Raw genomic sequence first — 12577 nt, 5'->3', positions numbered from 1 at the left:
AATGCCACGGCGGCTGGCGCGGTGTTGTTGGCGTACTCGGCGATCCCGTCCGCGCACTTCCTCGCCGCGGGGGGCGCACCCGGGGAAGTGGACGAGAGGATCGAGTTGCGACTGCCGCACTGCTTTGGCTAGCGTCCGCCCGTGCCTGCTGCCGTGGCCGATCGCCTGACCGCCGCCGCCGTCGAAGCGCTGCGCGCCGCCATTCTCGACGCCGGCGGCAACGAGCTCTACCTGCTCGGCACCCTCGACGACGACGGCCGGGTGAACGGCCTGCGCGTGCTGGCCCGTGGCAACCGCCGGAGCGTGCCCGCGCTCCTTCAGATACCGCGGCCCGGCGAAGTCGTCCTCCACAATCACCCCGGCGGCCGGCTGGCGCCGTCCGACGCCGACGTGCACATCGCCGGTGCGCTCGGACAGAACGGCGTCGGCTCGTACATCGTCGACAACGCCGTCACGGCGATCCACGTCGTCGTCGAGCCGCACCGGCCGCCAACGGCGGTGCAAATCGATCGCACCGATGCGATCGCGTGGCTGGCCCCCGGGAGCGCCATCGCCGCCCATCTCGACGGTTACGAGCACCGGACACAGCAACAGCGGATGCTCGCGGGCGTCGCCGCCGCCTTCAACGACGACGGCACCCTCACCGTCGAAGCCGGCACGGGCACCGGCAAGTCCCTTGCCTACCTGCTGCCCGCAGTCGCCTGGAGCCTGCGCAACAAGGAACGCGTCCTCGTCTCCACACACACCATCAATCTGCAGGAACAACTGGTGCGCAAGGACCTGCCGTTTCTGGGCGGGTTGCCGGGCTTCGCCTGCCGGACCGCGCTGGTCAAAGGGCGCGGCAATTACCTGTGCCGGCGCAAAGCGTCGCAGATCAAGGCCCAGCCCGCGCTCCTGGTCGAGGACGAGGTCCAGCGCGAACTGCGCGAGGTGCTCGCCTGGGCGGAACGAACGGCGGACGGCAGCCTGGCCGATTTGCCGGTGCGGCCGCGGCCCGAGGTCTGGGAGCAGGTGGTGTCCGAGAACGACAACTGCTTGCGCGCCCGCTGCCCGTTCTACGGCACCTGTTTCTTCTACACGGCGCGCCGCAACGCGGCCCAGGCCGACATCGTGGTCGTCAATCACCACCTCCTGCTCGCCGACCTCGCGCTGCGCGACGAAGTCGGCAGCTACTCGCAGAATGCCATCCTGCCGCCGGCGCGCCGGGTGATCGTCGACGAGGCCCATCATGTCGAGGACGTGGCTACGAGTTACTTCGGGCTGCGCGCCGGGTATGCGACCATCGAACGCCCCTTCAGCCGCCTGCAAAGCCGCCGCGATCCGCAGAAAGGCGTCCTGCGGGCGCTCGTGCGGGCCCTGACGACGATCGACGCCGCGCCCCCGCCGGCGGCCACCGCGGCGGCCCGCCTGATCGAAGCCCGGCTCGTGCCGCGAACGGAAAGCCTGCTCACCGACGCGGAACAGTGCTTTTCCGAGCTGTTTGCCGGGCTGGAGGATCTCGTCGGACGGGCCATCGAGGCCGGCCGCGAGGAGAAGCTGCGCGTTACGGACACCGTGCGAACGTCGGCGTACTGGGGCGACGTCGAACGCTGGCTGACTCGGCTCGGCGGCGCGCTCGGAGACTTCGCCGAGACGTTCGAAGCGGTCTTCGAGCGCCTCGATCAGCTCGACACCGATGCGCTGCCGCAGCAGATCGTCTTCCTGACCACGGAGTTGCGGGCACTGCAGGGTCGGGTGGCCGGCGCCGGATTGGCGCTGCTCGAATTCCTGCGCGACGACGGCGGCGCCTGCCGGTGGTTCGAGGCCCGCGTCAGACCGCGCACGGGTGCGGCGCTCACGCTGCACGCCGCGCCGATCGACGTCGGACCGTTGCTGCGGCGCGCGCTATTCGAGCCGTTTCCGACCGTCGTGCTCACCTCGGCGACGCTCACGGTCGACGGCCGCTTCGACTACCTGCACGATCGCCTCGGACTGGCCGGCCTCGAGGCCCGCGAACGCGTGCAGACCCTGCGGGTCGAGTCGCCGTTCGATTTCGACGAGCAGGCGTTACTGGCGGTGCCCAGCGATCTCCCGGACGCCAACGAACCTGGCTACGAACCGGCGACGCATACGGCGATTCGCGAGGTCTTGCAGGCCAGCCGCGGCGGCACGTTCGTTCTGTTCACGGCTTACGGCGCCCTGCGCCGCGCCGTCGCGGCGCTCGGTCCGGAGTTGACCGCGGCGGGCCTCGTCGTACTGCAGCAGGGAGAGACGAACCGGCACCTGCTCCTCGAGCGATTCGTGCGCACGCCGGGGGCCGTCTTGTTCGCGACCGACAGTTTCTGGGAAGGCGTCGACGTCCGCGGCGACGCGCTGCGGTGTGTGGTCATCACCCGTTTGCCGTTCCGCGTGCCGACCGAGCCGATCGAGCAGGCGCGCGTCGAGGCGATCGCGGCGCGCGGCGGTAATCCCTTTGCGGAGCACGCGCTGCCGCAGGCGGTGTTGAAACTCAAGCAGGGTTTCGGGCGGCTGATCCGTTCGCGCACGGACCGCGGCGTGGTGGTGCTGCTCGATAGTCGCGTCGCCCGCAAACCGTACGGCCGCGTGTTTCTCGAGTCGCTGCCGCCGGCGCGCCGCATCGTGGGACGGCGTTCAGTGGTCACCGCGGCGGTGCGGAGGTTCTTCGCGGGCGTCCGGTCAGGAAGTCCCGACCCGTGAGAGCGCGGCGGCGAAACGGCCCGCCTATTCCCATCCGAGTGTTTCGTAGCCGCGCTCGGCGAGACAGCGCTGCACGAAGTTGGCGTACGTCGGGTTCGGTTCGCGGCGGCTCTGGAACACTCCGCCGAAAATGGTGTTCAGGAAGCCGGCCGTAGCGCCGGTGGCCGCGCCGGCGGCGGCGCTCTTGCCCGGATCGCCCCAGACGGCCCCGCCAACGGCGCCGACAGCGGCACCGAAAGCGCCGCCCTTGGCCGTCTCGACCGCGGCATCCTTGGCCTTGCTCTGATACTTGCCGGTTTCGCTGACGAACTGGTCGCCGAGGGCCATGCACTCGTCGACGTCCTTCTGCACCTGCGCCGCGCCCGCTTCTTGATACTTCTGGTTCGGATATAGGATCGGGCGCAGCGGCGAACAGCCTGCCATGGCAAAGGTGCAGACCGCGAGCACTGCGGTAGAGCGAACCAGGGAAGGCATGACCTCACGTCAACCAGATCGGACAAATTAGTCAAGACGGGTGCGGGTAACGAGCAGGGTCACGGCAAAGTCGCTGACAGTGCCTCGATACGCCACCAGAAGAAGGCGGCTACTCGGCTCGAACGGTTCAAAACCTTGGAAACCGTTCGCCCCGAGTAGCGGCCCGTTCCTTGGGCCGCGTATCGAGGGGCCGTCTGACGCCCCCGTGAACGACTTTGCCGTGGCCCTGGGGTAACGAGTTGCCCCGTGGATTCCGTCATGAGATGAAGGCCCGCCCGTAATGGCCGCCGCTATGACAACCGACCGGGAAGAGGCGATCAGCGCGGTGGAAGCGCGCTTCGAGCGTTGGCGGCGTCGCAGCGGATTGGTGCTGGCGCCGCTCGCTTTTGCCGCGGTGTGGTGGACAGCGTCCGCCCTGCCGGTCCCGGCGCACCGCCTGGCGGCGGTGCTCGCGGCGGTGGTTGTGCTGTGGATCACCGAGGCCATTCCGATGGCCATAACGGCCTTCCTCGGCGTGGCGGCCGCCATCTTGCTGGGGGTCGCGCCGGCGCAGGAAGCCTTCGCTCCGTTCGCCGATCCGATTGTTTTTCTTTTCGTCGGCACGTTCATGCTGGCCCGCGCGATCTTCGTGCACGGTCTGGACCGGCGCTTTGCCTTCGCCATTCTCGGTTTGCCCGGAGTCGGCGAGCGACCAGGACGCATGCTGGTCGCCTATGCGGCGGTGGCGTGCGCGATCTCCATGTGGATCAGCAACACGGCAACGACGGCGATGATGTTTCCGATCGGCATTTCCATGTTGGCGTTCCTCGAATCGCATCCGCAGGCGGGTCGCGTGGCTCCCGCTTTCGGCACCGTGCTGCTGTTGTCCAACGCCTTTGCGGCCTCGATCGGGGGACTGGCGACACCCGTGGGCACGCCACCGAATCTGATCGGCCTGGGATTCATTCAGCGCGAGACGGGCGTGAGCGTTCCCTTCTTTTCGTGGATGCTGCTGGGGTTGCCGGTGAGCCTCACGGCGCTGGCGTTGCTGCTCGTCGATTTCCGCCGCACGGGCGCGCCGCGCCGCACGGAGCTGCACGGGGTCGCCGAAATGATCGCCGCCGAGCGGGCCGCGGTGGGTCCGTGGACGCGCGCGCAGGTCAATACGCTGATCGCTTTCGCGGCCACCGTGACCGGCTGGGTGTTGCCGGGTGCGGCGGCGCTGCTCCTCGGCCGCGACAGCGCGACGGCAACGTACCTGGCGAGTTTGCTGCCGGAGAGCGTCGTGGCGCTGCTCGGGGCAAGTTTGCTGTTTCTGTTGCCGGTCGACTGGCGCCGGCATCGGTTCACGCTGACCTGGGCCGACGCGGTCCAAATCGACTGGTGGATCGTGTTCCTTTACGGCGGCGGTATTGCGCTGGGAACACTGGCGTTCAAGACCGGGCTGGCCGAGGCCATGGGCAACGGACTGACCGGACTGCTCGGCGTACGCAGCGAGTTCGGACTGCTGGCACTGTCCACGGTACTGGCGACGGTGTTGTCGGAAACCACCAGCAACACCGCCTCGGCAAACATGGTCGTACCCGTGGTAATCGCCTTTGCGCGTTCGGCCGGCATCGATCCGGTCCTGCCGGCCCTGGGGGCGACAATGGGCGCCTCACTGGGGTTCATGTTGCCGGTATCGACGCCGACCAACGCCATCGTCTACGGCTCGGGACGGATTCCGCTGACGGCGATGATTCGTCACGGCATTCTGCTCGACGTCATCGGTATCGTGGCGATAGTCGCGGTTGTCGCCACGCTCGGGCCGGTGGCCGTGGGCAGGTGAAACCGGAAGCCGTGGCCCGGGACTTCGCGGGACGCGCGTGGGGAAGTGCCGCGGCGAGAAATGGGTGGCGCGGCGGGGCTCGTTCCCGGTGGCGTGGGGATCGGTGTCCATGCCACCCGCGCCGGCAGCCGGCCCGCCCCTTACCTCCGTCTTACGCAACGCGGGCGCGACGTTCCTCGAGGATGGCCCGCAACTCGCGCTGCCGCTCGGCGCCCAGCGGGAAATTCCACATGATCGCGGTCACCAGTATGCTGGCCACCATGGTCGGGAACACGAACAGGTTCATCAGCCCGGCAATCGCCTCGGCGTCGTTGGCCGCCCCGGGCGCGAAACCGATCCAGTCCAGCAACACGTACACGCTCCCGATCGCCAGCGCGTGCCCCGCCTTGTTGGTCATTATCAGCAAGGAGAAGAACAGTCCCGTGCGCGAAACCCCCGACCGCACGTGGTCCTCGTCGGCGACGTCGGCCATGATCGACCGGAACAGCAGCGGGCCGATGCCCATGTTGGCACCGAAGACGACGAACATCGCCACCGCGACCGGGACGTTACCCGGCGGAAGAAGAAAGATGAACGGCAACGCCAGTCCGTTGAACAGAGACGACACCGCGAGCGTCCGGTGCTTGCTCCAGCGGTAGCTCAACCGCAACATCGGCGCGATGCACAGGCAGCCCGAAATGAAGTAACAGAGCAACAGGAGACTGGCGTACTTGCCGAGGTCGAGCGCGCTGACGGCGACGAAGAGAAACAACGACGCCACAATGCCCGCGCCGTAGCCGGACAGCAGGTCCATCAACAACACCCGTCGCAAAGGCCGGTTCTCGATCGCCAGCTCCAGCGCCCGTCGCAGGCCAAGATGCGGATGCGACGCCGCCGGCAGCTCCGGTACCCGCCACAAGGCCAGCAGTACGGTGAACGGCAGCAGAACTATGACGAACCAGCCCATTGCCGTGACCCGCTGCACCGCGGCGTCCGCGGCGCCGCCGCGCTCGATCAGAGCAGGCAGCGCAAGCACGGTCACCATGCCGGCGATGAGAAATACCTCGCGCCACCCCTGGACGACCGAACGCTCGTGGTACTCGACCGTGAGCTCCGCCCCCCACGACATGTGCGAGATGGTCAATAGCGTCCACCCCACGTACAGCACGAGCAGCCAGCCGAGCAGGTAAGTGGCGGATACGGGCGGCACCGGCATGAACACCATCCACGAGCACACCATCACGATCGGCGAACCGAGAACGATCCACTGACGCCGCCGGCCCCAACGCGTCGGGAACCGGTCCGACAGCACCCCTAGCGCCGGGTCGATCAAGACGTCCCAGAACCGCGTCAGCATGAATATCGTTCCGACCACGGAGAGGCCGAGCCCCATTTCCGCCGCATAGAACGGCGGCAGGTACACGGCGATCGGCAACCCCAGGGCCGAAATCGGGGCCGCCGGGGCGGCGTAGGCCGCGAGCGTGGCGGAGGAAAGAACCGCATGATGCCCAGCGCGAGATGTCACGGGAAAGCCAACTCCCTGCCGCAAATTGCTTCGACCATAGTGCAGTCGACAGGCAACAGTCGAGCGAGAAGCGACGCCGCGCCGTCGACCCGGAAACCGTCATCGGGCGTGTGGACAGTGCTTGCGTCGCTCGGCGAACGGTGTAGCGTCGGCCCACGTCCCGGCCCCCCCCCGGGACGAGATCCCGAGGGAGGACCGACACATGGAGCTAGCAGGCAGGGCCGCGTTGATCACCGGTGGCGGCACGGGTACCGGCCGCGCCGTGGCGCTCGAGCTGGCGCGGCGCGGCTGCCACGTCGCCGTCAACTACTCGAAGTCGCGTCGCGAAGCCGAAGACACCGCCGCCGAGATCGACGCCCTCGGCGTAAAGGGCCTCGCCGTGCAGGCCGACGTCGGCGACGACACCGCCGTGCGCCGCATGGTCGACGAAGTGAGCAAGAAGTTCGGCCGACTCGATGTGCTGGTCAACAGCGCGGGCGCTACCGCCTTCGTGCCCCACGCCGACCTGGAAGCGCTCTCCGACGCCGACTGGGACAGGATCCTGAACACCAACCTCAAGGGCGCGTTCTACGCCATCCGCGCGGCGCTGCCGTGGCTCCGGCAGGACAACGGCGTCGTCGTCAACGTCTCGAGCATCGCGGGCGTCTACGCCATCGGCAGCTCGGTTGCCTACTGCGCCTCGAAGGCGGCGCTCAACAACATGACCGTGGCGCTGGCGCGGGCGCTGGCGCCCGGCGTGCGCATCAACGCCGTCGCTCCGGGCTTCATCGACACCCGCTGGTGGAAGGAGTTCCCCGCCTACGAACTGATGAAAAACATCGCCGTCGGTCAGACCCTCGTCGGCAAGGCGTGCCAGCCGGAGGACATTGCCGCCACCGTTGTACACCTGGTGACCGCCGACTTCGTCACCGGCCAGGTCTGGGTGATCGACGGCGGCCACGGCATCGCCGGCGGCATGCCGCGCGTGTGATCGCGCGCGCCGATTCGGCGTCGAGCCGGCCGTTCAGCTCCGCAGAAGCGGGGCGACGGCCTCCCAACTCGTGGCCGGCGGCGAACAGGTCCTGCCCCGGCACACGTACACCGTCTCGAGACCGCCGACGAGTCCCTTTCCTTCGAGCAGCGCCGGCAGGGGCTCGTTGCGTGACGTGTCCACGACGCGCAGCGTGCGGTTCGGCACGTAGGTCTGCCGAATCCGGCGCAGCAGATCGTGGTCGCCGGTACCCGGCACGACGACCACGATTTCGCAGGGCTGGCGGGAATAGAAGTCGATGGCGCCGAGCATGTTGGCGAGGCCGAACGGTTGCTCGCGAACGGCACCGGCGAAGAGCTTGATGACCGCCTCGGCGTGGGTCAGGTACGGCGCATGGCCGGTGTGGTGGTAGAGCCGGAGCAGGGCGCGTGCCGCCACCGAGTTGCCGGACGGTAGCGCGCTGTCGAAGGCGGGCTTGCTGCGAACGATCAACGCTTCGTGATCGTCGCTGGTGAAGAAGAAGCCGCCCGCGTCCGCGTCCCAGAAGTGCGCCAGCATCGCGTCGGCCAGTTGCACCGCATGGTCGAGGTGCGCCGGGTCCTGCGTCAGCTCGAAAACGTCGAGCAGGGCGGCGGCGAAGAAGGCGTAATCGTCGAGATAACCGTTGAGCCGGGCAACGCCGTCCTTGCACGTGCAGCACAAGCGATTGCCCTGCTGCAGCGTTGCGGTGAGGAAGCTTACGGCGTCGAGGGCGGCGTTGCGATAGCGGTCGTCGTCGAGCGCTTCGGCCGCGCGGGCGAAGGCGCCGATCGCCAGTGCGTTCCAGGCAGTCAGGATCTTCTCGTCGCGGCCCGGCTTGACGCGCTGCTCGCGTGCGGCAAGCAGAGTGGCGCGCGCCGAGGCCAGCGTGCGGCGAACCTCTTCGACGTCGCGCTTGAACAGCCGGGCGAGCTGCTCGACCTCGAGCGTGACGTGCACGATGTTGCGATCCTCGAAGTTGCCGCTCGGTGTGATGTCCCAGTAGCGCTCGACCAGCGCCGCGGTGCCCTCGTCGAAAAGCCGGCGCACCTCGGCAGCCTCCCAGACGAAGTACCGGCCCTCCTCGCCTTCGCTGTCGGCGTCCTGCGTGGCGTAAAAGCCGCCGCCCGGGTCGCGCATCTCGCGCAGGAGATAGTCGAGCGTCTCCCGGGCGACCGCGGCGAACGGCGCTTCGCCGGTGAGCTGGTAAGCGGCGAGGTAAAGCGGCACGAGCTGGGCGTTGTCGTACAGCATCTTCTCGAAGTGCGGCACCAGCCAGCGAGCATCGACGGAATAGCGATGGAAACCGCCGCCCAGTTGATCGTAGATGCCCCCGCGAGCCATCTGTCGCAGGGTGTGCGTTACGAGGTCCAGGTAGCGCCGTTCCCCGGTCGTGCCGTGCGCGCGCAGGAACAATTCGAGCACGGTAGCGTTGGGGAACTTGGGCGCCTGGCCGATTCCGCCGTTGACTTCGTCGTAGGCGCGCGACAGGGCTTCGGCGGCGGCCGCCACCAGCCGTGCCTCGGGCGGTGCGGCGCCGGGCACGAGCGCATCGACCCGCCGCAGGTCCAGAAGAAGCTTCCCGGTGTGGTCCTCGACCTCGTCGCGTTTCTCGCGATAGGCCTGAGCGACTCCGTGCAGGACGCGACGAAAAGCCGGCATGCCGTGTCGATCCTCGGGAGGGAAGTAAGTGCCACCATAGAAGGGTTTCCCGTCCGGCGTCAGGAACATCGTCATCGGCCAGCCGCCGTGGCCGGTCAGAAGCTGGACGGCATTCATGTAAATGTGATCGACGTCGGGCCGTTCCTCGCGATCGACCTTGATGTTGACGAACAGGGCGTTCATGTCGCGCGCCGTGACTTCGTCTTCGAACGATTCGCGTTCCATGACGTGGCACCAGTGGCACGCGGAGTAGCCGATGCTGAGGAGAATCGGCTTGTCTTCGGCTCTGGCACGGGCGAATGCCTCTTCACCCCAGGGATACCAGTCGACCGGATTGTGGGCGTGTTGGCGGAGGTAAGGGCTGGTCTCGTGGACGAGGCGATTGGGCATGGCGCCACCGCGGGCCTGGCTACTGCGAGCCCGCGGCGCAGCGCGCCGCCGGGGGCGCGTCGGTGTCCGGAGCTGCGTCGGGGCGCAGATGCATGGCCACGACGTGCGGGTCCACCGCCCCGCCGGCGAGCGCCCGAGCCGGGGCGAGGCGGAGGAGGTGAAAGACGAAGACCGCAAAAGCAAAACCGCTAACCACGACCGCGAGCACCGGTACCGGGCCCGGGTCGATCGCCAGGTTGGTGACCCAGTTGGCCGCGATCCATGCGCAACCGACGCAGGTCGCCAGCGACAACACCGCCGCCCTAAGCACGTCGCGACCGATGCTGCTCGGGCCGCGCGAGCTGAAGCGCGTCAGCTCTCGCGACGAGAAGTTATCGAGGAACCAGCCCGTGTCCTCGTCGACCGCGCGCTGGGTTGCCGGCGGGATCGACCGGCCGGAAAGCGGGTCGATGGCGGCCAGGCCCAGAGCGTGGCGCTCGATGCCTTCGAGAATGGCGCGGTGCACCTGCTCGTCGATCGGAAACCGCCAGGCGACCACGAAGGCGAGCAGCGCCGAAGCCGCCGGCGCGAGGGCGAAGATCGCCTTGATCGCAAACATCACGGCCGGGGTCTGCTCGGCGTTCGGGACGTAACCGATCGACCCGAGAATGGCGATCGGCAGCGCGGCACTCGGAATGGCGACGAACTTCGGCAACACCGACGAGAACGCCGAGTACTGCGCCTCGCGCCGCTTGCCGGTGTGCAACTCGTCGTAATCGATGACGTCGGCCTGCATTGCCGGTCCGAGGAAGAGACTGGCTCCGAAACTCGACCCGGCCCACGCGAGCAGCAGGGCGGCGGTTACCATGTCGCCCTCGCCGAGGAAGAACATCGCGCCGCCGCCGCTCATACCGACCGCGAAGCTCGCCAGCCATGCCGGCCGCTTGCCGTAGCGCCGCGCCACCCACACCCAGAACGGCAGACAGAGGAACCCCGCGGCGAAGTAGGTGGCGAGCAGGATCGCCAGCCATTCGGCGTCGTGCGGCGATCGCAGCACGTACGTGTTGAAGAACGGCATCAGGGTGCCCGGAATCGCCCCGGTGGCACCGGCGATCACGTAAGTCAGCAACAAAATGCGAAACGGGCGGTTGCGCAGCGCGCGCCTGACCCCGGGCACGAACGGATTCGAGGCACGCGCGGTGAATTCCGCACGCTCGCGCGCCCTGGCGACCAGCAGAAAGCAGAGGGCTACCAGAACGACCGCCAGCACCAGACCCATCGCCGACAACGCCTGCCGCTCGCTGAAACCCCACAGAGAGATCAGCAGCCCCGGAGCGACAGCCGCCCCGATCGTGCCGAGAATGCTGAAGCCCTCGCGCACCCCGAAGAGCCTCGAACGGTCGTGGTAGTCGAGCGTCAGCTCGGGTCCCCATGCCCAGTAGGGCAGCGAGTACCCGGTGCGGAATACCGAGAAAAGGACGAACGTGACACCGAACCACAGGGCGGCGCCGTTTGCCGTCAGCGCTTCCGGCGGCGTGAACAGCGCCCAGAAGGCCACGCCGCACAACGGCGACAGCAGCGCCACATACGGGCGGCGCCGGCCCAGGCGAGTTTGCGTACGGTCCGACAACCAGCCGAAGACGGGATCGCTCAAGGCGTCGACGACCCGGGCGACCGCGATGGCAATGGCCAGCAGGCCCATCGGCACCAGCACGACGTCCGAGTAGAACTTCGGCATGTGGACGAAGATCGGCACCAGCATTGCCGCGCCGGGAATGCTCGGCGCGCCGTACAGGAGCAACAGCCCCAGCGGGAGGCGCTCACGCGGGAGCGCCGGGTGCGACGACATGATGCGTGACCACAGCCGTCAATAAGCCCGGTGGTCACGGTATTGCAAGGCGGCGTACGGGCGCGTTTTGCGGTCGAGCGCGAATGGACTGGAGCCGCGGACATTGATTGAAGTCGTTCGAGATGGAATGACCGCGGTGGAGTCCGCGTTTCGTTGCCACCGTCTTGACCTTGGGAGCCCCTATGAACGAACTGCTGAGCCTATCCCTGACCGACCTGATCGAGCGTCTGCGCACGCGCGCCGTCTCGCCCGTCGAGCTGATGACCGCAACGCTCGATCGCATCGCGGGCACGCATGCGGAGTTGAACGCAGTCGTCGCCTTGCGCGATCGGGATACCCTGCTTGCCGGAGCGCGAGCCGCGGAAGCGCGCATGGGGCGCGGCGAGGGGCGCCCGCTCGAAGGCGTCCCGCTGGGCGTGAAAGATCTCGAGGACGTTGCCGGCCTGGTTACCTCGCACGGCTCGCTCCCGTTTCGCGACCAGGTCGCGACGTGCAGTTCGACGCAGGTGGAACGGCTTGAGGCCGCCGGGGCAATCGTCGTCGGCAAGACCAACGCGCCGGAGTTCGGCTACACGGCAATTACCAAGAACTTGGTCTACGGCGTTACCCGCTCGCCGTGGAATCTCGCGCACACGCCGGGGGGGTCGAGCGGCGGCTCGGCGGCGGCGCTCGCGGGCGGCGTACTGCCGCTGGTGACCGCGAGCGACGGGGGCGGCTCGATTCGCATTCCGGCCAGCTTCGTCGGCGCGTTCGGCCTCAAACCGTCGTTCGGCCGGGTGCCGCGCGGACCGTTCCAACAGTGGGAGTACGGCGACACGGCGGTCTTCGGTCCGCTGACGAAGACCGTGGAAGACGCCGCGCTGGTCCTCGATCAGATTGCCGGACCGTCGCCTTACGATCCCAACAGTCTGCCGTCGCCGGGGCACTCGTACGCGGAGACCGTCCGGCAACCGCTGGATCGCGGCCTGCGCATCGGCTTCTCTCCCGATCTGGGGTATGCGGTGGTGCAGTCCGACGTCGCCGCCGCGGTTGCCGAGGCGGTACGCGTGTTTGGCCAGCTCGGCCACCGCGTCGAAACCGTCGAGGACGGACCGCCGCAGCTCGGTCGCGAGTGGGCGATCATCGGCGCCTTCGAATTGGCCACCCTGCTGTGAGCACGTCCGCGCAATTTGATGGCGTGGCCTCCACGATCTTTGAGGGTCACACGCATGCGCGGGCGGTAGCACC

Annotated in this window: 8 protein-coding genes; 4 read left to right on the top strand and 4 right to left on the bottom strand. The window is 68.0% G+C overall.

Going from position 1 to position 12577, the window contains the following annotated elements; translation table 11 throughout:
• Positions 1-141: 141 nt before the first annotated feature.
• Positions 142-2697 carry a DEAD/DEAH box helicase family protein gene (locus tag L6Q96_21100; GenBank protein ID MCK6557049.1) on the top strand — a complete coding sequence of 852 codons (2556 nt, stop codon included), beginning with the start codon at positions 142-144 and terminating at the stop codon, positions 2695-2697.
• A gap of 24 nt (positions 2698-2721) precedes the next feature.
• Here the strand turns inward: L6Q96_21100 and L6Q96_21095 are convergent, their stop codons facing one another.
• On the bottom strand, positions 2722-3171 hold the full coding sequence (locus L6Q96_21095) for a YMGG-like glycine zipper-containing protein (protein ID MCK6557048.1): 450 nt from the start codon (positions 3169-3171) through the stop codon (positions 2722-2724).
• Positions 3172-3451: 280 nt separating this feature from the next.
• Between L6Q96_21095 and L6Q96_21090 the strand changes: the two genes are divergently transcribed.
• Positions 3452-4978, top strand: coding sequence for an SLC13 family permease (locus L6Q96_21090; protein ID MCK6557047.1), 1527 nt, complete (start codon positions 3452-3454; stop codon positions 4976-4978).
• A gap of 151 nt (positions 4979-5129) precedes the next feature.
• Here the strand turns inward: L6Q96_21090 and L6Q96_21085 are convergent, their stop codons facing one another.
• Positions 5130-6482: an MFS transporter gene (locus L6Q96_21085; protein MCK6557046.1), complete on the bottom strand. Its 1353-nt coding sequence runs from the start codon at positions 6480-6482 to the stop codon at positions 5130-5132.
• Between the two features lie 202 nt (positions 6483-6684).
• On the opposite strand from L6Q96_21085, the gene L6Q96_21080 reads away from it, so the two are divergent.
• Positions 6685-7452, top strand: a complete 768-nt coding sequence (locus tag L6Q96_21080; GenBank protein MCK6557045.1) for an SDR family oxidoreductase — start codon at positions 6685-6687, stop codon at positions 7450-7452.
• Positions 7453-7485: 33 nt separating this feature from the next.
• Here the strand turns inward: L6Q96_21080 and L6Q96_21075 are convergent, their stop codons facing one another.
• Together L6Q96_21075 and L6Q96_21070 are read right to left on the bottom strand one after the other, a co-directional pair.
• Positions 7486-9522 carry a thioredoxin domain-containing protein gene (locus L6Q96_21075; GenBank protein ID MCK6557044.1) on the bottom strand — a complete coding sequence of 679 codons (2037 nt, stop codon included), beginning with the start codon at positions 9520-9522 and terminating at the stop codon, positions 7486-7488.
• Positions 9523-9541: 19 nt separating this feature from the next.
• On the bottom strand, positions 9542-11350 hold the full coding sequence (locus tag L6Q96_21070) for an MFS transporter (GenBank protein MCK6557043.1): 1809 nt from the start codon (positions 11348-11350) through the stop codon (positions 9542-9544).
• Between the two features lie 182 nt (positions 11351-11532).
• On the opposite strand from L6Q96_21070, the gene L6Q96_21065 reads away from it, so the two are divergent.
• Entirely contained in the window at positions 11533-12504 is a 972-nt protein-coding gene (locus tag L6Q96_21065) for an amidase (GenBank protein MCK6557042.1), read from the top strand.
• The last annotated feature ends 73 nt before the right edge of the window (positions 12505-12577 follow it).

It is taken from the genome of Candidatus Binatia bacterium (assembly GCA_023150935.1).
Classification (GTDB): domain Bacteria; phylum Desulfobacterota; class Binatia; order HRBIN30; family HRBIN30; genus JAKLJW01.
Note: the sequence above shows the minus strand (reverse complement) of the source record. Positions and strands in the feature narration are given on the sequence as shown.

Bases quoted from the DNA above. Each gene is read 5' to 3' on its own strand.
- L6Q96_21095 (MCK6557048.1), bottom strand. From the start codon at position 3,171: ATGCCTTCCCTGGTTCGCTCTACCGCAGTGCTCGCGGTCTGCACCTTT.
- L6Q96_21090 (MCK6557047.1), top strand. From the start codon at position 3,452: ATGGCCGCCGCTATGACAACCGACCGGGAAGAGGCGATCAGCGCGGTG.
- L6Q96_21080 (MCK6557045.1), top strand. From the start codon at position 6,685: ATGGAGCTAGCAGGCAGGGCCGCGTTGATCACCGGTGGCGGCACGGGT.
- L6Q96_21075 (MCK6557044.1), bottom strand. From the start codon at position 9,522: ATGCCCAATCGCCTCGTCCACGAGACCAGCCCTTACCTCCGCCAACAC.
- L6Q96_21070 (MCK6557043.1), bottom strand. From the start codon at position 11,350: ATGTCGTCGCACCCGGCGCTCCCGCGTGAGCGCCTCCCGCTGGGGCTG.
- L6Q96_21065 (MCK6557042.1), top strand. From the start codon at position 11,533: ATGAACGAACTGCTGAGCCTATCCCTGACCGACCTGATCGAGCGTCTG.